Raw genomic sequence first — 22,459 nt, forward strand, 5'->3', positions numbered from 1 at the left:
TTCTAATACCCAATCGCGATGTAAGACAGAGTCGCCGTTGAAGAACCGACTCCGTTGACGTAAATGAATTCGGCACCAGTCTTGGATTTGCTCTCAAGTGACCAATTCATGTACGAACCGTATACATTTCCCCCGGCAATTGCCCCAGCCGCCTGCAGGCAGGCATTGGGGAATGCAATAGGCCACGTGAAAGGCGTGAACAGAAATATGCCGGTTGTCGTGTAGCCTACGGATAACGTGCCCCACTGAACAATCAACCCGCTCGGCAGCTTCTGATAACCGATAGGCAAGAGGCTCGCACCAAACGCAGCCGAATACCGCAGGTTCGCCGTCGTCACCTCGATGTTGATGTTGTCCGCGTCGACGACGAACGAAATCGCGTCACCGGGATTCAGGGTGACAGTCGACTCCATCATCCTTGTCACGGCGACAAACTTCGCCGAGCCGTTGATCGCCAGCGTCGTCTGCCCTGCAGCGGTGTAGTTGGCATAGACGGTCATTCGCACACCGTCTTTCAGTTCCGCGAAGTTGATCGTCTGGGTCGTGCCGGGTGCCAGGACGTACACCTGCATACCCGCCTGTGCCGCGCCCAATGTCCCGCTGGTCCTCGTGACGTAGCTGCCACGCATGTTGCCGAGCGACTGCTGCACAAATGCCGTCGGGGCCACCTTGTCGCTGCTGTCGAACTGCGCCGGCGTCGGCGCCCTCGGCGTCCCTTTGAATACCGGCGACTCAATCGGCGCCTTCTGCGCGAGCGCATTCGTCATCGTCGTCGCGAAGCTCGGATCGTTGCCGAGCGCATTCGCCAGCTCCCTGAGCGTATTGAGCGCCTCCGGCGACTGATCGACGAGCGCCGCCACCTTCTGCGCGAGATCCGCCTTCGTCGCGTATTGCGGATACGGATCGACGGCCCCCTCGTGCGCGTCCTGCCTGTCCTTCAAAAACCGCGTCCGATTCGCCAGCTGCCGCAACGGCACGTTGTCGATCCCGTCCGGCCCGCCCTCGACCGGATCGGACGTTTCGAACTGGCGGATGCCGGGTGTCCAGGTCGAGCTTTCAACCAGGTCAGTCATGACTTGATACTCCCTCTGTTGTACTGGCCGTCGCGATGCGCGAAGCCGTTGTAGCGAATCGGTGCCTCGCGGTAGTCCAGCGACACCAGCATCGAGCGTCGCGGCGCATAGCGCTCCAGCACTGCCTTCAGGTTGTCCGCCTGGTCGCGCGTGATCGGCCGCGACAGCTTGACGATGTATTCCGCCCACGCCGATTCACGGCCGTGCACGTAGTCGCCGTTATAGGTCGCCGACCCGTCGCGCCGGCGCACGCGCCGGCCCTCGACGATCGTCACCTCGCCGAAGCCGAGCCGGCGGATCACTTCACGCACCGCCCACGGCGTGCCACGCCTCTGATGCAGCTGGATCGCACCCCGGACGAGCGCGCGGCGCGCATCGTCGGACTCGGCGAGCTCCCACCCGTCGACCGACACTTCGGCGGCGAGATACGGCAACAGGTCCGCCTGGCAGCGATCCGGGTTCCAGTAATCGCGAACCGGAATCGCCAGGTCCTCGGCGGCGGCCAGCGCGCGCGCGGCGCGCCGCTCGAGCGGCGTCGCGTTCGGCGGCAGAAGTTCACTCATAGATGCCGCCGTATTCGATGACGACGTCGACGCAGTACGACGCCTGCGTCGGGCCGATCGCGAGGTCGCCGGCCGGCTCGATCAGCTCGGTCTTCGACAGGCCGGCGGCCTGGCAGACGCCCTTGATCGCCGATTCCGCGACGCCGACGCCGAGGCGGCGCACCTTGTCGGCATACGCGCGGGCGTTCTTCGTCGCCTGGGCGATCAGCACGTCGGCGCCGACCGGCGAGCGCGTATAGCCTTTCGCGCGAATGCGGTAGCGGACGATCTCGGCCGGGCGCGCGAGCACGGTGTCGTTCAGCGGCCGTTGATCCTCGGCCGACAGCGCGGACTCGACCGCGCGACAGAGCGCATCGTCGGCCGTGCCGTCGCCGTCGCGCGACAGCAGCGTGACGAGCACGTCGCCCGGCCGCGGGCGCGTGGCCTTCGCATCGAGCAGGCGGCCGTCGACGGCAAGCGCCTTCGATTCGTACGCGGCAGCCGGGCCGGCCACGCTGAAGCCCTGTGGCGCGAGCTGGATGCGGCGGCGCAGCGCTTCGTCGTCCTCGTAGACGGCCGGGATGTTGTTGGGGATGTCAGCGGGGGAGACGACGAGCCGTTCGATCCCGAACAGCGCCGCGCGCTGGTCGAGGTCGCTGCCCTTCGCGAACGCGAGCATCACGGCCCGCACGGTGTCGTTGATGCGCTGGCGCAGCACGAGCTCGCGATAGCAGTTCTCCTGCAGCAAGCGTGCGAGCGGCTCGGATTCGAGCGCGACCGTCGCCGCGATTTCGGGCTGCTCGTCGGCGGGCCAGAGCGCGATCAGCGCGGCCTTCCGGCGTGCATGCAGCGTTTCGAAATCGAGCGCCTCGAGCGCGTCGGGGGCGGGCAGGCTCGACAGATCGATGAGCGCGGAGGCCGTCATGCGGCACCTCCCTGCGGCACCGCGACCCACGTCAGCGTGTTGCGCGCATCGACCTGCGCGTCGTCGACATGCGTGATCACATGCTTGCCGTCCGGCCCGGTCGTCACGACGACGCTTTCCGTCAGCGCGAGCTTGATCGACAGGTCGGCCGCGGCCTGGTCGCGGGCGATCATCTCGAAGGTGATGCCGTCCGCGCGCACGGCGGGGTTCGTCACGAGGTCCGGCTGGTTCGCGCGCACCCATTCGACCAGCGCGACGAACACGGGGTCCGCGTCGCCGGCGAAATTCGGCGCGAGCACGCGGGCCACGTACCGGTATTCGAACGACGGCGTCAGCGTGCCGGTCGCGGCGAGCGACCCTTGCTCGACGAGCACGGCCAGCTTGCCCGGGTCGGTCCCGAGCGCGGGAACCGCGGCGACGAGCGCGCGGCGCAGGCTGTCGGGCTTATTCATGCGGATGCTCCACGTTATCGGCCGGCTGCGTCTTCGCCTGGCACGTCGCGATCATGTCGACCTTGGCCGCGCACGTCGCCCACGCCGCCTTGACGGTGGTGAGCGCCGCATCGAGGTCACCGTTGGTGCGCGGCGCGAGCGCCGGCAGCGTGCACGGGCTCACCGTCTGGCAGGGGGCCGACGTAATCGTCGGCGCCGGCGAGAGCGGGACTGGCTTGCAGGCGGACAACGTCGTCAGGCAAACGAGTGTCAGCCCAGGCGCGAAGCGCGGCGTTTTCATCGATCAATCTCCGGTTTTCAAGTCGAACGGCGTCGAGCTTCGACGCGATCGCGTTCTGCGTGCGGTCGAGCCGCGCTTGCTGCGTGGCGCGGTCGGCGGCGTCCTGCTGCAGGCGCTGGATCGTGCCGTCCCGGTCGGCCAGGCCCTGCCGCGCGTCGGCGAGTTGCTGCCGGGCGGCGGCCAGATCGGCATGCAGCTCGCGCACGTACAGCGCGGCGGCCGCGCAGGCGGCAAGCACGAGCACCCCCGCGGCGAATTTCGCGGCGAGCTCGCTCATGCCGCGGCGTCGGCAGCGTCGGCGGCTCCGGCCGGCGCAACAGGCTGCGACGCATACCGGTCGTACGCGCGCGCGAGCTTGACGTCGTAGAGGTTCGCCGCGTAATCGGGCCCGTTGTAGCCGCGCGCGAACGCGGCCCAGTCCCGGGCGCGCAGCGCGGCGAGCAGCCTCGCGTCCGCGGCGACGAACCGCACGAACGCGTCGAGGTGTTCCGCCTCGCCGCTTTCCATCCGCGCGACGAAGTCGTCGATGCCCGCATAGCCGAGGCGTTGCCAGTGATAGCCCATCACCTGGAACGCGCCCCAGCTCGCGGACTCCCACGCCGCGCGGGCGTCGATCACTTCGGCCGCGGCGAGGCGCGTGTATTCGGCGGTGCCGCCGCGGTAGCCGCCGCGCGTTTGCGACACGATGTCCGGCTGCTTCGCCGCGAACGGCGCCGGATCGATGCCGCGCGCCTGCAGCCGCTTCCAGAAGACATGACGCTCGAACAGGATGACCGGCCGGCCGTCGGGCAGGAAGCCGGCGCCGCGCGATTCGACTTCGTTGACCGCGCGCACGCAGGCGAGCGGGGTGCCGAGCGTGCGCGCGGCGCGTTCGAGATCGGCCAGCGCCAGGTGTTTCGGATCGCGCTGGCCGGTGGCGAGCGCGGCGTACGTCTTGGGGCCGGCGACGCCGTCGTCGACGAGGCCGGTTTTCCGTTGCAGCGCGATGACGGCGGCTTCGGTGGCCGCGTCATAGACGTGCGTCACCTGCACCGGATAGCCGGCGCGGATCAGGCGGCGTTGCAGCAGGCCCACGTCGTCGCCTTGGTCGCCGAGGCGGCGGGTTTTCATGATTCATTCTCTCCGCAGAAGGCGCGCGACGTTGCCGCGCGCGCCGTACACGAACATCGCCAGCAAGACCGCCGTGGCCGCTTCGAAGAAGCCGACGGCTTCGGCATGCAGCAGCAGCTCGATCGATGCGCCGCCCGTCACCACGACGAGGGCCCACGCGACCCACGACACATGGCGCCGGTGCCGCGCGCCGTTGCGCCGGTAGGTGAGCACGCGTACCAGCGCGGCGACGTGCGCGGCGAGGGCGATCAGCGCGAGCGGGATGTGCATGTCATCCCCCTTTGCGGAACAGCGACAGCAGGTCCAGGGTCTTGACCCGCTCGATGAGCTGCAGCGTGACGGCGATCACGAGCGCGGCCGCGAAGAACGCGGCGACGCCCGTCGAATGGATCGGCGTGGCGCTGACGATTTCCGGCGCGGCGAGATAGCCCATCACGAGCGAAATCAGCAGGTAGGCCGCGCGTCGCGCGACGCCGATCTCCTTCGACGTGACGACGACGAGCGCCGCGCCCGTGAACGCGCCGATCAGCGCGTTGCCGTCGATGCCGGGCGCGAGGCCGGCGAGCCCGATCGCGGTCGACAGCACCGCGGCGGTGGTGGTATTCGGTTCGGCCATGGCGGCGTTCCAGGGTCAGTCAAACAGTTGCAGCAGCGGCTTCGTGCTCGACACGGTGTCGAGCGGCGGCAGGTAGACGGGCATGCCGGCCGGCAGCACGACGCCGAGATCGGCGAGACCGGTGTTGGCCTCGAGCACGGTTTCGACGGTGCCGTCCGTGCGGCCGTAGTGCCGCCAGCACAGCGCGTCGACCGTGTCGCCTTGCAGCGCGCGCACGATCATGGCCGGCCCCCTCGATGCCGGACGGCGCGACCGTCGCGGGCCGCGGGTGCCGACGCGACGCGGAAGAATGTCGATGTCGAGTTGCTTGGCATGGCGAGGTGTCGAACCGTGAGTCAGTGAAGAGGGTTCTCATGTTCGAACTTCGCGCGGCGGGGCTCAACGAGCGGCGTGCGTCGTCCGCCCGGGCACGCAGCGCGGCGCGTGCCCGGGCGAACGGGGCGTCTTACGCTTCAGGAAATGGCGCGGCGCGGTGCCGTGCAGCCGGATTGCAGCTTGGATGAACTGGCGGGGCCTTGATTGACCTTGTGCAGCCTTGGTTTTGCGGCGGGCGAGTGGCGCAGGGCCTTGATGGGCAAGGGAGGGCGATGCGTAGGTAAAACTCCGAAGGCAGGGGTTGGCGCGCCGCTCACCCCTGCTGCGCCAGCCTCTCGAGGAGCGCGTCGATCTCCGTATCCGCGAACACCTCGATGCCATGCTGCCGGAGCAGCGCGGCAGTGACGCCCGCGCCGGCATGTCTGTTGCCCGCAAAGCTGCCGTCGTAGATGAAGCTGCTGCCGCATGACGGGCTGCCGTCGGCCAGCAGCGCGAAACCGCAGTCATGCGCGCGTGCCAGCGCCAGCGCCGCCTCCGCGCCGGCGATGAAAGGCGCCGTGACGTCCGCTCCGGTCGCGTCGACGATGCGGGCGGCGCCCGCCAGCACCCGCTGCCCCGATTCGCCGCCGGCGATTTCGGCCGGCGGCCGCGGCACGCCGAATCCCCCCGACAGCTCAGGGCAGATCGGCACGAGACGTCCTTCGCGCTGCCATTGGTCCAGCGCCTGATGCGCGGCCGTCCTGGCCGAGCCGTTGTAGCGGACCGGCTGGCCGAGCACGCACATGCTGACCAGGATCTTCTGCTTCGTCCGCATGTCGTCTCCTCGCGCGGGATGGTGGAAGGGCCTGAAATTCTACGGCAAGCGTGCCGACGCACGGCGCGTGCTGCGCGCCGCGCCGTCATGCGAGAATCTCCCGCAACGACAACAGCAAGCGTCGATCGCGGCGGCCGTCCGCGCATCGCGCCGACCTCCGATGCCTCCATTCCCGACTTCCGCCGCCGCAGCCGATGCGGATGCGCTGACCGAACCGCAACGCGCGCTGCTCGCGCGCCTGCAGGCCTATGCGCCCGACGCGCCCGATGCACCGCTGCCGTACAGCCGCCGTCTCGCCGAAGCGGAGCACTGGCCATACGCGCATGCGCTGGCCGTGATCGACGAATACAAGCGCTTCGCGTTCCTCGCGCAGGCGGCCGGCCATCCGGTCACGCCGTCGCATGCGGTCGACGCCGCATGGCACCTGCACCTGCAATACACGCGCGAATACTGGGACGTGTTCTGCGCGGACGTGCTGCGCGCGCCGCTGCATCACGTGCCGGGCGCGGGTGTGCCCGACGAGGCCGCGAAGTACGCGCAGCAATACCGGCAGACGCTCGACAGCTACCGGCGGCTGTTCGGCTGCGAGCCGCCCGCGGCGATCTGGCCGCGCCCCGCGGCCGAGCCCGCCGACGTCCCGGCGCAGCGCGCCGAACCGCGCGACGGCCCGTCCGGCGAGCACGCCGCGCCGTCGGGCGCCACACGCACGCAAGGCTGGCGGCGCTTCGCGAAGCCCGCATGGCTGGCGGCGGCGATCAGTGTGGCGGCGACCTGCGCGTCCGCGAGCGACTTCAACGTGCTGGCGTTCGCGGGGCCGGAATTTCTCGCGTTCTACCTGCCGCTCTGCATCGCCGCGCTGCTGCTGATCGCGGGCCTGCAGTGGATCGAGCACCGACGCCGCGCCTGGGGAACGCGCGCCAGCGAATCGTCGCCCGACCTGAGCGCGGAGGAAGCGGCCTATCTCGCGGGCGGCGGCGCGCGGATGGCGCAGGTCGCGACGCTGTCGCTCGTGCATGGCGGTGCGATCGAGCTGGTGCACCAGGCCAACGGCGCGCGGGTGCGGATCGGCGATCCGCAACACGCGGGCCCTTATGGCGCCGACTGGGAATGGCTGAGGAAGCAGCTCGGCGGGGAGACGAGCTACCACGCGTTTCGTCAGCGTCTCGCATGGCGCGAAGGTCACTGTGAGGTCGCATTGCACCGGAAAGGCTGGCTCTGGGCGCCGGGCGAAATGCGGACGGCGCGGATGGCCGCGCGCGCGATCCTGCTGCTCGTGCTCGGCGTGGGAGCGGCGAAACTCGCGATCGGCCTGAGCCGCGGCCGGCCGGTGCTGCTGCTGATGATCTTCATGGCGGCATTCATGGCGGCGTACCACTTCGTGGTCGGACAGCTGCCCGGCTTCGGGCGCGGCGGCATGACGAGCGGCGGCCAGGCGGCGCTCGACGCGCAGCGGAACGAACGCCAGGGCGACCGCGCGACCCCGGACGGGCTGCTGTGGACGGCCGCCTTGTTCGGCGCCGGTGCGCTCGCCGGCACCATTTGGGCCGAGCATCTGAGCGCGCTGATGGCGCCGCCGCCCGTCGTCGCCGCGAAAACCGGCGGGTCGAGCGGTTCGTCCGACTCGGATGCCGGGGACAGCAGTAGTTCGAGTTCGTGCGGATCGTCGAGCTCGTGCAGTTCGTCGAGCTCATGCAGCTCGAGCAGTTGCGGCGGCTGTTCGAGCAACTGAACGCGTCGCGAGCGCGGGCCGGCCGCGCTCGGGTTTTTAATTTGAGATAAAAAGCGGCGGCCGACGACGCCCTGCGATACCACGATGAAATCGATCGAATGCTGCTTCGCACTTAATTAAGTGGCGACTCATCCGTGCCGAAAAATTGCGTCGAAATATTATATTGAGATAATAAAAAATAATTTCGCGTGATGTGCAAATAAATGGATTAAAGAAATTCGAAAGACCTCCGTAAACGACGAATGCATAAGGGGAAATTCAACTTTGCATTGATTCGTACTTTTACGATGAGGCTTGAAATGAAGTACTTCGCGCACAGCATCAAATTCAAGGTCATTCTCGCGTTCGTTGCCTGCGTCGTCCTGATGGCGGCGATCGGCGTATTCGGAATCAACGGTCTTGCCCGCCTCAATTCGAATGTCGCCAACGCGTATTCCGGCAATACGGTGCCGATCAGCGAACTGTCCGAAATCCGCGCCGCCGAGCTCGGCATCCTGCTGAAATTGCGCCAGCTGCAGCTCGACCGCGACCCGGCACGGACCAGGGCGGGCGTCGCGGCGGTGCGCGCCGAGCTGGCGCGGCTCGACGCAACGTGGGCCCGCTATTTCCCGGGCGCGGTCACGAGCGACGGCGAGCGCCGGATCGCCGAGCGGATGCGGGACGTGCTGCCCGGCTTCCGTGCCGGGACGGACGACGCGCTCGCGATGCTGGAAAGCGGCGGCGACGCGCCCGGCGCGGCCGTCGACCGGCTGGCGCCGACTGCCGACGCGCTGCGGCGCGCGATCGACGACAACATCGCGCTGAACATCGTCCAGGCGAAAGCGTTCGCCGAGGACAGCGCCGCGACGTTCGCGCGGATCTTCTATGCCGCGATCGCGCTCGTCGGCGTCGGCGTGCTGGTCGCGGTCGGCGTATCGGCCTACCTGCTGCGGCAGATCACGCGGCCGCTCGATCGCGCGGTGCGGGTCGCCGGCGAGATTGCGGCCGGCCGGCTCGAGAACGGGATCGTCGTCGATTCGCACGACGAATTCGGCCGTTTGCTCGACGCGCTGGCCGTGATGGACCGGCAGCTCGGCGACACGGTGCGGGGCATCAAGCGCAATGCGGAATCGGTGACGATCGCTGCGCACCAGATCGCGAGCGGCAACGCCGACCTGTCGGCACGAACCGAAGCGCAGGCCGCGTCGCTCGAGCAGACCGCGGCGAGCATGACCGAGCTCGCGGAAACGGTGAAGCACAACGCGGACAACGCGCAGCAGGCGAACACGCTGGCGACGCGCGCGTCGGGAATCGCCGACGCCGGCAACGACGCGGTGCTCGGCATGGTCGGCACGATCGAGGAGATCAGTGCCAGTTCGAGCCGGATTTCCGACATCACGGGCGTGATCGAGTCGATCGCGTTCCAGACCAACATCCTCGCGCTCAATGCCGCCGTCGAGGCGGCGCGCGCGGGCGAGCAGGGGCGGGGCTTCGCGGTCGTCGCGACCGAGGTGCGCAATCTCGCGCAGCGCTCGGCCGCGGCCGCGAAGGAGATCAAGGAGCTGATCGCGTCGTCGGTCGCGATGATCCACGACGGCGCGAAACAGGCAACCGACGTCGGCGCGACGATGGGGCAGGTGAAGCTGGCGATCAAGCAGGTGTCCGACATCGTCGCCGAAATCGCCGCCGCGTCGCAGGAGCAGAGCCGCGGCATCGAGCAGGTCAATCAGGCGGTCGTGCAGATGGACGACGTCACGCAGCAGAATGCGGCGCTCGTCGAGCAGGCGGCCGCCGCGGCGCGCTCGCTCGAGGATCAGGCGGACAGCCTGAAGGACGCGATGGCCGTATTCAGCGTCGCGGATGCGCGTGCCCCGGCGCGCGCGCCGGCGGCCGCCGCGATCGCGCACGCCGCACCCAGGCCGCAGAAACTGGCGACGGCGGTCCCGGCGCCCGACGGCGCGACGTGGGAGACGTTCTGACGCCGCCCGCGCCGCAGCACATGCGGCCGGATGCGGCCGCGCGCGCAGGCCGCCCGAAGCCGCGCGCGATCCGGCGCGTCTCTTTCGAATGCCGTTCGCCGTGACGGGGACGGTCGCCTGCCCGATGAACCTTTTCTCGTGCCTGACCAATGACGATCTCACCGTGGAGACGCTCGCCGACGCGTGCCTGCGCTTCGACACGGCCGACCGGGATCAGCGACTGGTCGTGCAAGCGCTGGCGATGCCGATGCTTGCGCGACGCCTGACGTGGCTGCGGCTCGTGCTGCGGGCGAGCCCGGGCAGCGCTGCGACGCGCTCGACGATCGAGCGGATCGAGCGCGCGCTCGCGAGCGCGCGTGCGCGGCTCGGCCTCGACGGCGAATGCGGGGCCGCCGCCGGCGCGGCCGGCCGCCCCGGCACAGGTGGCCGCTGAGGGCGACGGCCGCGTTGCCGCGGCGCGCCTCGTCGACGCCGCCGCCGTTGACGAGGCGTGTGTCGACGCGCGGGATGCGCGGCCATCGGCACGTCGCAAGCCGGTGATCTTGCCGCGATCAGGTCCATCGGCCGCCGCCAAGGCCGAATGTCGGGTTGGGGGGCTGTTTCGTCCCGTTTTTTACGAGGGGTGGCCCGTGATCACGATCTTCAAAGAAACAAGAATTTAATTTTCCGTGAATCGAACGCGTCAATGGCATGGATGCTCGATTGCGCGGTACGCGGGTTCAACCCGACCATGACATGTGAAATATTCTCCGGCAATGCCGAGGGAGCGATAACCGGTCGATCATGCAGTACTGTTCCCTGCAAATGCGGATTTTGATCGATAAAGAACGACACTCGTGCGACATTCCGCAATGAAAGCGCGATGAAATTAGCATAGAAGCCGGCGCCATAGATCGCAACGTGCGCATCTTCCGGAAGCGAGTCTTCGAATTTCCGGATTTTTTCTGCGATACCCTTCCAGTACGCAGACATGTCAGTCGCGCGGGTACGCAAGTCTGCAATGACCGAATCCTCGGGAGCCGATGGAATCCGGTCCATTCCAGCATTGCGCGCCATCACGACATAGGCTGCATCATGCGCCGTCGCGTCGACGGAAACATGGTCAAATCCGTGGCGCTCGAGTGAAACCCGAATCGATGTCTCGCTAAAGTGGTTGATATGATCGGCCACCACGAAATCTGCGATATTTTGATATGCGTTCGGGACGATAAAATAAAAAATCCCGCCCGGCTTCAACAGGTGCTTGATATTGCGGATCGCAGTGTCGAGGTCGCTGACATGCTCCAGCGCATAGAAAGACAAGACCACATCCAATGCACCGTTCCAGTCGGGATCAGGGATGCCCACCGCGGTATGAGGTGGTTTGGGAAACCGCTGCCAGAACCGCTGGTACCTGTCCGTCAAGTCGAAAAGATAAGGCTCGATGCCCGGATTCGATGCCAGCAATTTACGCAGCGTGGGAGCTTTTGCGCAACCGTAATCGAGCACGCGACAGCCATCCGGAAAGGTCAGCTTCGATTGCAAAACGGCGGCTTGATGATCGGCCCGAAACAGAGGCTGGCCATCCACGATTTTATAGACCTGGTCATCGTCTTCGCTGGCGTCATTGATCGCGTATTCAGTGGAATAATACTCGGCCAGGTTAGGGAGCTCGCTGGTTTGCAAATGACCGCAGCGATCGCAAAAATAAACATACGTGCGACCCTGAACCAGGGTGCTCATCGTGGTGATCGAATGATTTTCTGGCGATTCGTAAATTGGCAAAGATAAAGCGCCATGACATGCATTGCAAGTCAAGCTCATTGAACACCTCGAACAAAATAATCGGCAAAAATGGTTTCTATCTCAGTGCCGGCGGCAACGGCACCTTTCCAGCCAATTTCCATGCCGCTGGGATCTCTGAAATTGAAAAAACGCGACTGTATGGACCATCTCGAGCGTACTGATCGATTGAAGCCGGATTGATGAATTGTCAGGTAATCCATCACGATGACATCGCCCGGTTGGGTCAGCGGGGATGACTGCTCGTATTGATTTGCCACCGTTTCTTCGTCCAGCATCGAAATCTTATAGGCGCCGCTTTTGCCGGCATAGGCGTCGTCCTTTATGTACTTGCGCAGCCCGTCCTGATGCGAGCCGAGGCAATAGATGACTGGGCCGGTCTCCGGCAGAATCGGCATCAACGGGGTCCATAGCACGATGCCATCCATGCTCTGTGGCTGAAACAGATACTCCTGATGCCACTGACTGCGGAATTTCTCCTCGCCGGGATTGTCGATGCGAATGCCGTAGCTCGCTGTGCCGATACCTGCGAAGTCCGTGCCCCGTATGCTACAAAACAGGGCCTCGCTACGCTCACCGGATATCAGGCGCAAGAACGCGGGAATCTGCTTGACGATATCGTAGACTTCACCGCCATAATCCCGATTGATTTGGATGAGTTCGCTAAATCCGGAGTCGAAACAAGACGGCGAGAAACGCTCACGTTGAATGCTCAGCCCATGCCGATCCATCACCAGCCCGATAATTTCGTAGATGGCTTTCTGGATCGGCAAAATGTCTCGCTCGACATCATGGAACCCGCGGAGCACGACAACGCCGTTCTGGTTGAAGGCTGCTTTATCGGAGTCGCTCAACATGAATTCAGCCATTCTTGTTTCTCTTGCAAATTAAGATCAGGTTGTCTTTTCGGACAATTACTGTGGCGCCGGCCTCGGAAAGCTGCCGCACGATCTCGCCGCCGAGTATCGAGCTTGCACCGGGGACGACGGCTGATTTCATTGGCATTCCAGTTCCATCAGCAATCCGACACACAGATCCGGAAAATCAACACCAACCCGCAGCATGGCCTGGAGATTGCCATCGAAATCTTCCAGGGTTTTCAGAACACCCAGGGGGAGGGGTTTGAGATAAATGCCTTCCTCATGGGTGATGCGATAGCCGGATCGCTCGACGGCTTCCCTGAGCGTGTCGCGACAATACTGCCGCTGATGACCAAGGGATATATCGTTCTGGTTGAGACTGTATATGTCGTCAATCAATCCAAGCTCCAGCCCAAGCCGGCGATTGAGGGATTTGGCATTGGGGACCGCGACATATACCTTCCCGTTTGGCTTTAAAAATGGCCGGTAGCGCTCCAGGATCAGATCTGGATCGTCGACATGTTCCAGAATAAAACCCATTACGATGACATCAAATTTGGTATCTGGCGTGTAGTCTTCGAAATAGCCTTCAACGATGCTTCCCTTGAAGTCAGGGTGGTTCTTTTTGAACTGCTCGATGACGATGGAAGAACCATCCACTACCACCTGCTCGTCACAAGCCCCGGAGAAAATACGAGCCGTATATCCGTGACCAAGCCCCAGCTCCAACAACGCCGAAGCATGGTGGAAGCGCTCGATGATTCGCTGAGGATACCAATTCAGGATCAGGTTGTTTTCGATCTCCGTCGCGGAATTCGGAAGATATTCAGACGAAACCGCATTCAAATCTTTCTTCATGCTGTGCACTCGTTCCCGTGAATTGCTTCAGGCTGCAGGCTTGCGGCGCAGAAAGCCGTCGCGGGCTACCGTGATCTGCAGCTTCTTCTCCAGCGGAAGATCGATTTCGAACTCCGGATGGGAGGGCAGCCATTCATGCACGGCGGTTTTCGGGCTGTTACCCGGGTGCCAGGGGCGGTTGGTACACAAGGCAGGCGGCATATCCTCAACCACGGTGTCGAACACGACGCAATAGCTGCCTTCCGTGACCATGGGTGCATAGGCGTCCAGTTCTGCCAACACATGATCATGCGTGTGGTTGGAGTCCAGGCAGACAAGAACACGCCTGGCGTCTCCGCAGAGCGCACGCACCTGGCTAACCGTTTCCGGCGCGATGCTCGATCCCTGCACCATCGAGATCAGGTGGCTGAGCGGGTGTGCTTCAATGGCCTCGCGGTTATGTGCGCGAATATCAATATCAACGCCGATCACCCTCCGGCCAGACTGCCCCGGCACGAGTGCGGTTTTGCTGGTCTGGGCATCGCAATAGTCGAGCAGCGCGAGCATCGAGGCACTCAATATCAGCGAGCCACCGTGAGCGATACCGGTCTCGATGATCACATCCGGACGCGTGGCCCAGATGATTTCCTGCATGGCCTGGATGTCCTGCGGGTATTGGATGATAGGGCGGCCCAGCCAGTTGAAGTTGTAGGTATAGGCTCCCACCGTCCCCGCACGGAGCATCCAGTTCATTGTCTGCTGCGACAACACATCGTCGGCGGCCAGGCGCTGGATGTTGGCCTGAACTTCATTCTCGAATTGTTGGGTTGGGCTTGTCATGAATGTTCTGTGTTGGGCTGAATGATTTCTATACGATCAATGCGGCCGCCGATTTGCGCGCCAATATACAAATTCTCATAGCAGAATGGCTCGAAGCCTGCCTGCTTCATTGCCCGGGCCGTGCGGTCGATGTCGTATGGCACGCGTACGAGCGTGACTCGATCGCCCGCCAGAATGGCGTAGGCTGCCCGGGGATCACCATCCCGCGGCTGGCCGACTGAACCAGGGTTGCAATAGCCTCGTTTGCCGAAGTCGGCCAGACACTGAACATGCGTGTGGCCAGAAAACAGCCAGCGCACGTCTTTGGGGATGATGTCTTCACTCACCGTGTACAGATACTGGTCGCGAACATCATCCGGTCCGCCGTGCACAAACAGCGCCCCATGGTCCAGATGGTGATCGACTGATTGCTTGAGCCATTCGACCTGATCGGGGTTGAGGATGCTTTTCTGAAAGTTGATGATCTGCGTGACGACTCGGGATCGGGGGCAGTCTTCGTTAAACGTGATGTAACGGTCGTGGTTGCCGAGAATATTTAGCGAACCTAATGATGTGAGCAGATCAATGCATTCTCCGGGCTGAGCCAGATAGCCCGCGACATCTCCCAGGGAGAGAAACTGGCGGCAACCTCTGTTGCGGGCATCGGCGACGACAGCCTCCAGTGCCGGGAAATTGCCGTGGATATCAGACAGTATCGCGATCATGGATCACATAGTCCTCGGCATACCGCCAGCCGATACCGGTTGAAATGTTCGGCGTGCCGGGCGTCTGATTGAACAGATAGTAATCAATCGCCATAGCCGCTTCGTTAAAGCCGAATGCTGTCCGCAGCGAATTGCTGCTGGAGAACCGTGGGTTGATCTCCAGCAGCCAGGCGGTCTCTCCCTCGATACGGAACTGTAGATTGGTTGGCCCAACAGGCTGGAAATGCTGTACCAGCGTGTTGACCGCGCGGGCAATCACCGGGTGGTCGAGCACCACCTCGGCTTCCTGTGTGTTACCGGCAGTTGACAACTTGCGCCGCAGGATCAGGGGGCCGATCACACGTCCTTCACCTAGACCAAATACGGCCACGGTGTACTCCTCGCCGGCTTGTCCCACGATGCGTTGCAACATCCACTCGGTTTGAGTTTTGTGTTTCCAATAGGCAAAATCGCGCTCGTCCTCCAGAACAACGATGCCGCGCGAGCCGTTGCCTCGCAGGGGTTTGAGCAGCAGTGGGGGCGGGCCGAGGGTGTTCACTGCTTCGGCCCATTCCCGGGGCTGTAATGACGGGATCGCCGGGTAGCCGATAGCGGCCAGCCGCTGCCCGAAGATCCATTTGTCGGCGGTAGCGTCGATCAGGTCCGCACTGTTGAGCACCACACTCGCGGTCCCGCTCTGAAATACTTGCCGGTGCTGGTGAAAGAACCCGGCATCGCTTTCCAGGCCCGGCATGATTAACTGGATGCCGTGAGTCTTGATGATGTGCTGCCAGAAATCCACGTACGCGGGGCTACGCTCATCCACATCTGGCTTTTGTTCGAACACGTCCACCAGGTAAGGGGCAGGCGAGCGGCGACTACGGTCCACGCCGACGATGCGCACACGCCGGCCTGAGCGGCGCAGGCTATTGATGATCCCTTGCCCGATGATCGCCCCGACACCCGTGACGGCGACGGTAATCCCGGAGTCGGCTGCCGACACGGCATTGCTCATGTGCTTTTCCGCGAGCTCATGTCGCGCCAGTTGACGGTCTGCGGACGCAGGAACTGCTTGCCCGCGCGGCCGTGGTTCGCAATCAGATCGAGGCTGCTGACAAAGGGATCGAAGTCACCATGCAACTGCGGATAAGGCAGCTTGGCGTAGTCCATGTATTCAACGGCGATCCCGTGCCGCTCGAATTCATCATGCGCGAGGTAGTTCAAGGCGCCTTGCCCGGTAATGTAGGTCGTACCTTGCAGATGCTGTACGAGGCCAAGAATGCGATCATGTTTGTGGCCGCCCACGTCAAGTTCAGCAGAGTCGTAGAGTTTGTCTTGCAGGGCGATATCGAAGTACCGGCACACCGCCTGCATCGATGCGAGCGACAGTGCGCCAAGATGAGGCTGTGGCTGCGCGTAGACGGATTCGACCAGTGCCAGCATTTCCCGGACGCAGGGTGCCTTGGCATATGCTTGGGAGAGCGTACGTAAATGCCGCTCACGCCAGTCAGAATGGACAGTCTGGATCTGATCGATCCTGGCGCTACGGTCAGACTTCTCTAATGGCACCGTTAGCCAAAGCGAGCCATGTTGAGTTTTGATCTGTACGCGATTGGTAAAGCTCCTGCGAGCAAATTGCACATCCGCGTAATGAACGAATCTGTCCGCAAGGACGATTTGCTCGAGCAGTCCGACCCACGGAAAGAACATCGGTTGGGAAATGACGATCTTCATGTGGCCGACTCTTTTCGGTCGCGAACGATGTCGAGTACGACGTCGGCTACCGCTTGAATGGCTGCATCAGACATGTCGTGGTACGACGGCAGATTGACGGCACGTTCGGCAATCGCGTAACTATTGGGGGTGTCGCGGGCCGGCCCATTGAACAAGCCAGTCTGGGTCAATGGGTAAAAGAACACGCGCGCATCAATACCGCGCCCGGCAAAGTGCGCCATCAGCATTTCACGCGTGATGCCGAGTTCGGCATCGAATACGACACTTGGCATCCAGTAGCCGTTCTGGCCATGTGGGGGTTCGGGATTGAGGTTAAGGCCCGGAATTCCACCGAGCCAGTGTCGATACCCGTCGAAGATGGCCCGCTTGCGGGCGATCAGCTCGTCAATGCGTTCCAGCTGTGCGCAGCCAATGGCGGCCTGCACGTTGGACATTTTGTATTTGAAGCCGATGAACTCAGGCCAGAACTGCTTGCCGCCCGGCACGCGACCGTGGTTACTCAGCGCAAGTACGCGCTCGTAAAGGGCGTGATCGTGTGTGACGAACATCCCGCCTTCGCCGGTGGTGACGGTCTTGGTGCCGTGAAACGAGAAGGTGCCAAAACGGCCTTGCGAACCGGCCGGATGTCCGCGCCAATGAGAGCCGATGGCTTCTGCAGCATCCTCGATCACTGCAATGCCGTGACGACTGCCGATCTCCAGTAGCCGATCCATGTCGCACAGGTTGCCATACAGATGCGTGGCGATGATGGCGCGTGTGCGTGGCGTAATGGCCGATTCGACTTCCGACGGATTCAGACACCAACTGTCGGGCAGTATGTCGACGAATACCGGCGTGGCGCCCAGATGCATGACCGGCGCGACGGTGGCGATCCAATTGGTGTCGGCCAGGATAACTTCATCTCCGGCGCCGATCCCGAGAGCGGCAAGCCCCATATGCATGGCGCCCGTACAGCTGGACGTGGCAATCACGTAGGGTGCCTGAATGTGTGCGGAGAACAATTTTTCGAAGCGCTCGATATACGCGTAGCACTGTTCACCCCAACCATGGCGCGCGGCATCGGTTGCGTATTCGACCTCGCGTTCGGTGATCGACGGCTTGGTGTAGTAGATACGGGACACAAAACGCTCCGCTTAGAAAACGTTGACCGACGGCACCGCCACCGCGAACTCCGCCCCCCACTCGCGCACATGCGCAAGCTGCCGGGTCACCTCGTCGGCGATGTTCCAGGGCAGGATCAGCACGATGTCCGGGCGCCGCTCGCGCAGCACATCGGGTGACAGGATCGGGAGATGGCTGCCGGGCAGATACTTGCCTTGCTTGGACGGCGCGGCGTCACACACGTAGGGCAGCAGGTCGGGGCGCACGCCTGCATAGTTGAGCAGCGTGTTGCCCTTGGCCGCCGCGCCATAAGCTGCGACTGTGCGGCCCTGGCGCTTCTGTTCGAGCAGGAAGTTCAGCAGGCCATCCTTGAGCGCGTTGGCGCGGGCCTGAAAACCTTGATAGGCGCTTCCGGTATAGTGATTGAGGCCGTAGCGGCGCTCTTCTGCCAGCACCGCCGCGACTTGCGCACTGTTGCTGCGCGGGTCGTCGGCATGGCAGCCATAAACCCGCAGGCTGCCGCCATGCGTGGGCAGCAATTCGACATCACAGACGCGCAGTCCGGCCGCAGCAAAGATGCGCGTCACGGTGCCCAGCGACAGGTAAGAGAAGTGCTCGTGGTACACCGTGTCGAACTGAACCTGCTCGATCAATCGCAGCAGATGCGGAAACTCCAGTGTGATGGTGCCGCCGGGCTTGAGCGCCGCCTTGAGGCCGGCGGTGAAGTCATTGACGTCCGGCACGTGCGCATACACGTTGTTACCCGCGATCAGGTCGGCCTGTTTGCCTTCCTGTGCGAGCCGCCGGCCGAGCGCCTCGCCAAAGAATTCGCGCAGCACCGGAATGCCGAGTGCTTCGGCGGCCTGTGCGGTGCTCGCGGTCGGCTCGATGCCGAGGCAGGGAATGCCGGCTGCCACGAAGTTGCGCAGCAGGTAGCCGTCGTTGGATGCCACCTCGATGACCAGGCTGTCGGCGCCGAGTTGCAGGCGGGACGTCACCATTTGCGCGTAGACCCTGGCGTGGGCGAGCCAGCTCTGCGAGACGGAGGAGAAGTAGGCGTAATCGTGGCTGAACAGTTCGTCGGCACGCGCGTAGTCTTCTGTCTGCACCAGTCCGCAGTCGTGACACACGAACAGCTTGAGCGGGAAATGCGTTTCCGGCGCACGCAGAGCGGCTTCGGTCAGGTAGGCGTTGGATGGCGGCGCAAAACCGAGATCCAGAAACACGTGGGTCAGTTCGGTCGCGCAGTGGCGGCACTTCATGAGAGGATTCCGGAAAAATCGCGGGTGATCAACGGGTGCGCCCGGTCGCGCTGCGACAGATCGGCAACCGGCAACGGCCAGTCGATGGCCAGTGCCGGGTCGTCATGGCGGACGCCGCCCTCAGCCTCGGGAGTGTAATGCGCGGTGTGCTGGTAGAGCAGTTCGGAGTCGGGCGCGAGCGCCTGGAAGCCGTGCGCGCATCCTTCGGGAATAACGAGCATGCGGCCGTTTTCGGGTGTCAGCTCAACAGCATGCCAGCGCAGAAAGGTCGGGGAATCGGCGCGCAGGTCGACCGCCACATCCCACACCTTGCCGCGCAGGCAGCGCACGAGTTTCATCTCGGCGTGTGGCGGGCGCTGGTAATGCATGCCGCGTACCGCACCCATCTGGGCCGTGCGCGAGAAATTGGTCTGCACGATGCGCCGCTTGCCGATGGCAGGCGCCAACTCACGGTCACAGTACAGGCGCTGGAAAACGCCGCGGTGGTCGGAGAACGCCGCGCCTTGCACCACCACCACGCCAGAAATGCCAGTGGCTTCGATCTTCATGCTGCGCACCACGCAAGACCGGCGCGTGTGGCTGCGTCGATGTATTGGTCGAGCTGCTGCGTGCTGACGATTTCGCCGCGCTCCAGCCAGGCCCGATACCAGGCGACGGTTGCCGCCAGCGCACCGTCAAGCCCCCACACCGGTTGCCATTGCAGGTCGGCATGCGCCTTGGCGCTGTCCAGATACAGCAGGCGCGCTTCATGCACATTGGCCTGTTCGGCAACGCGCCAGCGCATGCGCGGCCAAAGCTCACTGATGCGGCTCATCACCGTGCGCACGGACTGGTTGCCTTCAGCGGCGGGGCCGAAGTTCCACGGCGCGGCAGCATCCCGTGCCCCATCCAGCAAGCGCTGACCCAGCAGCAGATAACCGCTGAGCGACTCCAGCACGTGCTGCCACGGGCGGGTCGATTCCGGCGAGCGGATTTCGACTTCGCAGCCCGCCTCGGCCGCACGCACGAGGTCAGGGATCAGGCGGTCTTCAGACCAGTCGCCGCCGCCGATGACATTGCCGGCGCGTGCCGAAGCCAGCAACGCCGCATCGGCCATGTGCATGAACGATGAGCGGTAGCTTGCCACCAGCAGTTCGGTGGCGGCTTTGGAGGCGCTGTACGGATCATGCCCGCCCAGCCGGTCAGCTTCCCGGTAGCCCCAAACCCACTCGCGGTTCTCGTAGCATTTGTCGCTGGTTACGACCAGAATGCCGCGCACGTTGGCAGCGTGCCGGCAACTCTCCAACAGGTTGGCCGTGCCAATGACATTCGTGCTCCAGGTGTCCACCGGCTCCCGGTAGGAGCGGCGCACCAGCGGCTGCGCGGCCAGGTGAAATACGATCTCAGGCTGCACGTCGGCCACCACCCGCGCGAGCGCAGCGCCATCGCGGATGTCGAGCCGGTGCTCGGCCATGTCGAGCTTGAGCAGTTCCCAATGGTTGGGCGTGGTCTCGGGTGGCAGGGCCACGCCCGTCACGTCCGCGCCCAGCCGCTTGAGCCAAAGCGCCAGCCAGCTGCCCTTGAAGCCGGTATGCCCGGTCAGCAGGACACGGCGGCCGCGATAGGCATCGCCAAACAGCGTCATGACCACACCTTCCAGCGCGGGTCGTTCGCCCACATGTCTTCAAGCTGGGTTTTGTCGCGCAACGTATCCATGGCTTGCCAGAAGCCACCATGCTGAAAAGCCATCAGCTGGTCTTCGCTTGCCAACTGCTCCAGCGGGGTGGTCTCCCATGCGGTCTGGTCACCATCGATGTAGTCGAGCACCCGAGGCTCCAGCACAAAAAAACCGCCATTGATCCAGGCGCCGTCACCAGCGGGTTTTTCCTGGAAGCTCTGCACGCCTGCGCCGTTCAGGTTGAGCGCGCCGTAGCGCCCAGGCGGCTGGATGGCGGTGACCGTCGCCAGCTTGCCGTGCTGGCGATGAAACCTGATGAGCGCGCCGATGTCCAGATCGGTGACGCCATCGCCATATGTGAAGCAGAAGGACTCGCCTTCCAGGTACTCCCGCACGCGCTTGAGACGCCCGCCCGTGAGCGTATGCGGGCCGGTATCGACCAGCGTGATGCGCCACGGCTCGGCATAACGCTGGTGCACTTCCATCTTGTTCTGCGCCATGTCGAAGGTCACGTTCGACATGTGCAGGAAATAGTTGGCGAAGTACTCCTTGATGACATAGCCCTTGTAGCCCAGGCAGATCACGAAATCATTGATCCCGTAGTGGGAATAGATCTTCATGATGTGCCACAGGATCGGTTTGCCGCCGATCTCGATCATGGGCTTGGGCTTGAGGTGCGATTCTTCGCTGATGCGCGTGCCGAGGCCCCCGGCAAGGATCACGGCTTTCATGCGGCAGCGCATCCATCGAGGTTGATCTCACTCGCCGTAGCGGCCGCTACGCCGTCCGACGCCATCCGCGTCCAGAAATCCAGGTATCGCGCACCGCTGCCGCTGATCACCTCGTACAGTCCGGCGATCTCTTCCAGCATCGTTTTCGGCTCAAACTGCGTTGTCTTCAGATATTTTTCCGCAAGCGCCCGGACATGAATCGCATCCGGACAGGACGTGAACTCGGGACCCACGTAGTAGTTGTCGTTGAGCGAGTGCAGCCAGGCGCCATGCCAACCTCGAAACCACGCGCTCGCCGCGATATTTCTTTGATCGGCGGCGACGGGAAAATCCGGGGACTGGATGAGAAACGCGCCTTCGACGGCCAGCATCAGGCGTGACAAGATCCAGAGGGAAACAGGATGACCGAAGAATTTTGCGTAACGTATTTCGGTGTTGACGGTCTGATCGCGCAGATGATTCGCAATGTTGTAAATAAAATAGGGCTGCGCCGCCAACTTCAGCCGTCCGGAACACGCCACGAACAGGGACATAAGCTGGTCGTGATGTGACATCGGGTTGGGGAAGGCGTGCCACAGCTTGTAGCTTGCGAGCAAAACGTTCCGGTCAACGATCGCGTGAAAAATCGGGTTTCCGAGTCCGATCGTGTTTGCGACGCCCGTAACCCGGGTGCCGAATGCGACATCGTCCACACCGGGCAACTGGTGAAAGTCGTAACCCGTGCCAAGCTCCCGTCCAAATTGCCCCATCGTCCCGATGAAGCTGTTGTCTGCGTTCAGAGCGGCAATCAGCCCGGGAAAGGCGGCGGGCAAGAGCGTATCGTCGTCCCCGACCGCCATCACATAACGCCCCGTAGTCTGCTCGAGTGCGAACAGATGGTTCTTGAGTTCGGGGCCTTTGATTACGCGAAAATTCTCGCTTGCGAACGTGCTCAGAAACGCGAATTTTTCCGGCAGCTCCGAGTTATCGGAGACCACGACTTCAATATTCCTGTTGGTACGTGCGAGCTCGCAAGCCGCCATAATGACGGAGTAGTGCCGCGGTCCGGCATAGTGGGTGGGAATGAAGATCGAGAGGTCAAACATTGACATGCGCCACCAGGCTATTTAGAGACGGTTTCAAAAAGAGCCACAAGTACTGCTAACTTGTCCGGCAAGC

Annotated in this window: 28 protein-coding genes; 3 read left to right on the top strand and 25 right to left on the bottom strand. The window is 63.4% G+C overall.

Annotated features, from left to right (window positions below; all coding sequences use genetic code 11):
* Positions 1-2: 2 nt before the first annotated feature.
* The 11 genes from ACFIMZ_RS00955 to ACFIMZ_RS01005 form a co-directional block, all read right to left on the bottom strand.
* On the bottom strand, positions 3-1,073 hold the full coding sequence (locus ACFIMZ_RS00955) for a gp53-like domain-containing protein (protein WP_431821017.1): 1,071 nt from the start codon (positions 1,071-1,073) through the stop codon (positions 3-5).
* Positions 1,070-1,636, bottom strand: coding sequence for a phage tail protein I (locus ACFIMZ_RS00960; protein WP_431821018.1), 567 nt, complete (start codon positions 1,634-1,636; stop codon positions 1,070-1,072). The genes ACFIMZ_RS00955 and ACFIMZ_RS00960 overlap by 4 nt, the downstream gene beginning before the upstream one ends.
* Entirely contained in the window at positions 1,629-2,540 is a 912-nt protein-coding gene (locus ACFIMZ_RS00965; RefSeq protein ID WP_431821019.1) for a baseplate J/gp47 family protein, read from the bottom strand. The genes ACFIMZ_RS00960 and ACFIMZ_RS00965 overlap by 8 nt, the downstream gene beginning before the upstream one ends.
* A complete protein-coding gene (locus ACFIMZ_RS00970) occupies positions 2,537-2,992 on the bottom strand; it encodes a phage tail protein (RefSeq protein ID WP_431821020.1) in 456 nt (151 codons plus the stop codon). Before ACFIMZ_RS00970 ends, ACFIMZ_RS00965 begins: the two co-directional genes overlap by 4 nt.
* The gene (gene lysC, locus ACFIMZ_RS00975; protein WP_431821021.1) at positions 2,985-3,221 is read right to left on the bottom strand and encodes an Rz1-like lysis system protein LysC; all 237 of its coding nucleotides are present in this window, start codon (positions 3,219-3,221) and stop codon (positions 2,985-2,987) included. Before lysC ends, ACFIMZ_RS00970 begins: the two co-directional genes overlap by 8 nt.
* Positions 3,109-3,549: an Rz-like lysis system protein LysB gene (lysB, locus tag ACFIMZ_RS00980; RefSeq protein WP_431821022.1), complete on the bottom strand. Its 441-nt coding sequence runs from the start codon at positions 3,547-3,549 to the stop codon at positions 3,109-3,111. The genes lysC and lysB overlap by 113 nt, the downstream gene beginning before the upstream one ends.
* Positions 3,546-4,382, bottom strand: a complete 837-nt coding sequence (locus tag ACFIMZ_RS00985; protein ID WP_431821023.1) for an N-acetylmuramidase domain-containing protein — start codon at positions 4,380-4,382, stop codon at positions 3,546-3,548. Before ACFIMZ_RS00985 ends, lysB begins: the two co-directional genes overlap by 4 nt.
* A gap of 3 nt (positions 4,383-4,385) precedes the next feature.
* The gene (locus ACFIMZ_RS00990) at positions 4,386-4,652 is read right to left on the bottom strand and encodes a phage holin family protein (protein ID WP_431821024.1); all 267 of its coding nucleotides are present in this window, start codon (positions 4,650-4,652) and stop codon (positions 4,386-4,388) included.
* A gap of 1 nt (position 4,653) precedes the next feature.
* On the bottom strand, positions 4,654-4,998 hold the full coding sequence (locus tag ACFIMZ_RS00995; protein WP_059609396.1) for a putative holin: 345 nt from the start codon (positions 4,996-4,998) through the stop codon (positions 4,654-4,656).
* Between the two features lie 15 nt (positions 4,999-5,013).
* Positions 5,014-5,220 carry a tail protein X gene (locus ACFIMZ_RS01000; protein WP_431821025.1) on the bottom strand — a complete coding sequence of 69 codons (207 nt, stop codon included), beginning with the start codon at positions 5,218-5,220 and terminating at the stop codon, positions 5,014-5,016.
* 406 nt (positions 5,221-5,626) lie between these two features.
* Positions 5,627-6,127 (bottom strand): DUF523 domain-containing protein, encoded by a 501-nt coding sequence (locus ACFIMZ_RS01005; RefSeq protein WP_431821026.1) that lies wholly within the window; start codon positions 6,125-6,127, stop codon positions 5,627-5,629.
* Positions 6,128-6,287: 160 nt separating this feature from the next.
* Here ACFIMZ_RS01005 and ACFIMZ_RS01010 point away from each other — a divergent pair, with 160 nt between their 5' ends.
* The 3 genes from ACFIMZ_RS01010 to ACFIMZ_RS01020 all read left to right on the top strand — a co-directional run bounded on the left by ACFIMZ_RS01010 (position 6,288) and on the right by ACFIMZ_RS01020 (position 10,247).
* A complete protein-coding gene (locus ACFIMZ_RS01010) occupies positions 6,288-7,856 on the top strand; it encodes a TIGR04222 domain-containing membrane protein (RefSeq protein WP_431821027.1) in 1,569 nt (522 codons plus the stop codon).
* Positions 7,857-8,155: 299 nt separating this feature from the next.
* Positions 8,156-9,814 (top strand): methyl-accepting chemotaxis protein, encoded by a 1,659-nt coding sequence (locus ACFIMZ_RS01015; RefSeq protein ID WP_431821028.1) that lies wholly within the window; start codon positions 8,156-8,158, stop codon positions 9,812-9,814.
* A gap of 124 nt (positions 9,815-9,938) precedes the next feature.
* Positions 9,939-10,247, top strand: coding sequence for a hypothetical protein (locus ACFIMZ_RS01020; protein WP_431821029.1), 309 nt, complete (start codon positions 9,939-9,941; stop codon positions 10,245-10,247).
* A gap of 209 nt (positions 10,248-10,456) precedes the next feature.
* Here ACFIMZ_RS01020 and ACFIMZ_RS01025 read toward each other — a convergent pair whose 3' ends face one another.
* The 14 genes from ACFIMZ_RS01025 to ACFIMZ_RS01090 all read right to left on the bottom strand — a co-directional run bounded on the left by ACFIMZ_RS01025 (position 10,457) and on the right by ACFIMZ_RS01090 (position 22,386).
* Positions 10,457-11,536: a class I SAM-dependent methyltransferase gene (locus ACFIMZ_RS01025; RefSeq protein ID WP_431821030.1), complete on the bottom strand. Its 1,080-nt coding sequence runs from the start codon at positions 11,534-11,536 to the stop codon at positions 10,457-10,459.
* Between the two features lie 77 nt (positions 11,537-11,613).
* Entirely contained in the window at positions 11,614-12,465 is an 852-nt protein-coding gene (locus tag ACFIMZ_RS01030) for a phytanoyl-CoA dioxygenase family protein (RefSeq protein ID WP_431821031.1), read from the bottom strand.
* Positions 12,458-12,595 (bottom strand): hypothetical protein, encoded by a 138-nt coding sequence (locus ACFIMZ_RS01035; RefSeq protein WP_431821032.1) that lies wholly within the window; start codon positions 12,593-12,595, stop codon positions 12,458-12,460. The genes ACFIMZ_RS01030 and ACFIMZ_RS01035 overlap by 8 nt, the downstream gene beginning before the upstream one ends.
* Complete coding sequence (locus ACFIMZ_RS01040) at positions 12,592-13,314, bottom strand: class I SAM-dependent methyltransferase (protein WP_431821033.1); 723 nt, start codon at positions 13,312-13,314, stop codon at positions 12,592-12,594. The genes ACFIMZ_RS01035 and ACFIMZ_RS01040 overlap by 4 nt, the downstream gene beginning before the upstream one ends.
* A gap of 27 nt (positions 13,315-13,341) precedes the next feature.
* On the bottom strand, positions 13,342-14,133 hold the full coding sequence (locus tag ACFIMZ_RS01045; protein WP_431821034.1) for a cephalosporin hydroxylase family protein: 792 nt from the start codon (positions 14,131-14,133) through the stop codon (positions 13,342-13,344).
* Positions 14,130-14,837, bottom strand: coding sequence for a metallophosphoesterase family protein (locus ACFIMZ_RS01050; RefSeq protein ID WP_431821035.1), 708 nt, complete (start codon positions 14,835-14,837; stop codon positions 14,130-14,132). The genes ACFIMZ_RS01045 and ACFIMZ_RS01050 overlap by 4 nt, the downstream gene beginning before the upstream one ends.
* On the bottom strand, positions 14,818-15,831 hold the full coding sequence (locus ACFIMZ_RS01055; RefSeq protein ID WP_431821036.1) for an ATP-grasp domain-containing protein: 1,014 nt from the start codon (positions 15,829-15,831) through the stop codon (positions 14,818-14,820). Before ACFIMZ_RS01055 ends, ACFIMZ_RS01050 begins: the two co-directional genes overlap by 20 nt.
* Positions 15,828-16,550, bottom strand: coding sequence for a WbqC family protein (locus ACFIMZ_RS01060; protein ID WP_431821037.1), 723 nt, complete (start codon positions 16,548-16,550; stop codon positions 15,828-15,830). Before ACFIMZ_RS01060 ends, ACFIMZ_RS01055 begins: the two co-directional genes overlap by 4 nt.
* Complete coding sequence (locus ACFIMZ_RS01065) at positions 16,547-17,671, bottom strand: DegT/DnrJ/EryC1/StrS family aminotransferase (RefSeq protein ID WP_431821038.1); 1,125 nt, start codon at positions 17,669-17,671, stop codon at positions 16,547-16,549. The genes ACFIMZ_RS01060 and ACFIMZ_RS01065 overlap by 4 nt, the downstream gene beginning before the upstream one ends.
* Positions 17,672-17,683: 12 nt before the next feature.
* Positions 17,684-18,913, bottom strand: coding sequence for a methyltransferase domain-containing protein (locus ACFIMZ_RS01070; protein ID WP_431821039.1), 1,230 nt, complete (start codon positions 18,911-18,913; stop codon positions 17,684-17,686).
* Positions 18,910-19,461: a dTDP-4-dehydrorhamnose 3,5-epimerase gene (gene rfbC, locus ACFIMZ_RS01075; RefSeq protein WP_431821040.1), complete on the bottom strand. Its 552-nt coding sequence runs from the start codon at positions 19,459-19,461 to the stop codon at positions 18,910-18,912. Before rfbC ends, ACFIMZ_RS01070 begins: the two co-directional genes overlap by 4 nt.
* Positions 19,458-20,537 (bottom strand): CDP-glucose 4,6-dehydratase, encoded by a 1,080-nt coding sequence (rfbG, locus tag ACFIMZ_RS01080; RefSeq protein WP_431821041.1) that lies wholly within the window; start codon positions 20,535-20,537, stop codon positions 19,458-19,460. Before rfbG ends, rfbC begins: the two co-directional genes overlap by 4 nt.
* A complete protein-coding gene (gene rfbF, locus ACFIMZ_RS01085) occupies positions 20,534-21,301 on the bottom strand; it encodes a glucose-1-phosphate cytidylyltransferase (protein ID WP_431821042.1) in 768 nt (255 codons plus the stop codon). The genes rfbG and rfbF overlap by 4 nt, the downstream gene beginning before the upstream one ends.
* Positions 21,298-22,386, bottom strand: a complete 1,089-nt coding sequence (locus tag ACFIMZ_RS01090) for a glycosyltransferase (RefSeq protein WP_431821043.1) — start codon at positions 22,384-22,386, stop codon at positions 21,298-21,300. The genes rfbF and ACFIMZ_RS01090 overlap by 4 nt, the downstream gene beginning before the upstream one ends.
* Positions 22,387-22,459: the final 73 nt, after the last annotated feature.

Source organism: Burkholderia sp. F1 (genome assembly GCF_050813845.1).
Classification (GTDB): Bacteria; Pseudomonadota; Gammaproteobacteria; order Burkholderiales; family Burkholderiaceae; genus Burkholderia; species Burkholderia ubonensis.

Bases quoted from the DNA above. Each gene is read 5' to 3' on its own strand.
- ACFIMZ_RS00955 (WP_431821017.1), bottom strand. From the start codon at position 1,073: ATGACTGACCTGGTTGAAAGCTCGACCTGGACACCCGGCATCCGCCAG.
- ACFIMZ_RS00960 (WP_431821018.1), bottom strand. From the start codon at position 1,636: ATGAGTGAACTTCTGCCGCCGAACGCGACGCCGCTCGAGCGGCGCGCC.
- ACFIMZ_RS00965 (WP_431821019.1), bottom strand. From the start codon at position 2,540: ATGACGGCCTCCGCGCTCATCGATCTGTCGAGCCTGCCCGCCCCCGAC.
- ACFIMZ_RS00970 (WP_431821020.1), bottom strand. From the start codon at position 2,992: ATGAATAAGCCCGACAGCCTGCGCCGCGCGCTCGTCGCCGCGGTTCCC.
- lysB (WP_431821022.1), bottom strand. From the start codon at position 3,549: ATGAGCGAGCTCGCCGCGAAATTCGCCGCGGGGGTGCTCGTGCTTGCC.
- ACFIMZ_RS00985 (WP_431821023.1), bottom strand. From the start codon at position 4,382: ATGAAAACCCGCCGCCTCGGCGACCAAGGCGACGACGTGGGCCTGCTG.
- ACFIMZ_RS00990 (WP_431821024.1), bottom strand. From the start codon at position 4,652: ATGCACATCCCGCTCGCGCTGATCGCCCTCGCCGCGCACGTCGCCGCG.
- ACFIMZ_RS00995 (WP_059609396.1), bottom strand. From the start codon at position 4,998: ATGGCCGAACCGAATACCACCACCGCCGCGGTGCTGTCGACCGCGATC.
- ACFIMZ_RS01000 (WP_431821025.1), bottom strand. From the start codon at position 5,220: ATGATCGTGCGCGCGCTGCAAGGCGACACGGTCGACGCGCTGTGCTGG.
- ACFIMZ_RS01005 (WP_431821026.1), bottom strand. From the start codon at position 6,127: ATGCGGACGAAGCAGAAGATCCTGGTCAGCATGTGCGTGCTCGGCCAG.
- ACFIMZ_RS01010 (WP_431821027.1), top strand. From the start codon at position 6,288: ATGCCTCCATTCCCGACTTCCGCCGCCGCAGCCGATGCGGATGCGCTG.
- ACFIMZ_RS01015 (WP_431821028.1), top strand. From the start codon at position 8,156: ATGAAGTACTTCGCGCACAGCATCAAATTCAAGGTCATTCTCGCGTTC.
- ACFIMZ_RS01020 (WP_431821029.1), top strand. From the start codon at position 9,939: ATGAACCTTTTCTCGTGCCTGACCAATGACGATCTCACCGTGGAGACG.
- ACFIMZ_RS01025 (WP_431821030.1), bottom strand. From the start codon at position 11,536: ATGAGCACCCTGGTTCAGGGTCGCACGTATGTTTATTTTTGCGATCGC.
- ACFIMZ_RS01030 (WP_431821031.1), bottom strand. From the start codon at position 12,465: ATGGCTGAATTCATGTTGAGCGACTCCGATAAAGCAGCCTTCAACCAG.
- ACFIMZ_RS01035 (WP_431821032.1), bottom strand. From the start codon at position 12,595: ATGAAATCAGCCGTCGTCCCCGGTGCAAGCTCGATACTCGGCGGCGAG.
- ACFIMZ_RS01040 (WP_431821033.1), bottom strand. From the start codon at position 13,314: ATGAAGAAAGATTTGAATGCGGTTTCGTCTGAATATCTTCCGAATTCC.
- ACFIMZ_RS01045 (WP_431821034.1), bottom strand. From the start codon at position 14,133: ATGACAAGCCCAACCCAACAATTCGAGAATGAAGTTCAGGCCAACATC.
- ACFIMZ_RS01050 (WP_431821035.1), bottom strand. From the start codon at position 14,837: ATGATCGCGATACTGTCTGATATCCACGGCAATTTCCCGGCACTGGAG.
- ACFIMZ_RS01055 (WP_431821036.1), bottom strand. From the start codon at position 15,831: ATGAGCAATGCCGTGTCGGCAGCCGACTCCGGGATTACCGTCGCCGTC.
- ACFIMZ_RS01060 (WP_431821037.1), bottom strand. From the start codon at position 16,550: ATGAAGATCGTCATTTCCCAACCGATGTTCTTTCCGTGGGTCGGACTG.
- ACFIMZ_RS01070 (WP_431821039.1), bottom strand. From the start codon at position 18,913: ATGAAGTGCCGCCACTGCGCGACCGAACTGACCCACGTGTTTCTGGAT.
- rfbC (WP_431821040.1), bottom strand. From the start codon at position 19,461: ATGAAGATCGAAGCCACTGGCATTTCTGGCGTGGTGGTGGTGCAAGGC.
- rfbG (WP_431821041.1), bottom strand. From the start codon at position 20,537: ATGACGCTGTTTGGCGATGCCTATCGCGGCCGCCGTGTCCTGCTGACC.
- rfbF (WP_431821042.1), bottom strand. From the start codon at position 21,301: ATGAAAGCCGTGATCCTTGCCGGGGGCCTCGGCACGCGCATCAGCGAA.
- ACFIMZ_RS01090 (WP_431821043.1), bottom strand. From the start codon at position 22,386: ATGTTTGACCTCTCGATCTTCATTCCCACCCACTATGCCGGACCGCGG.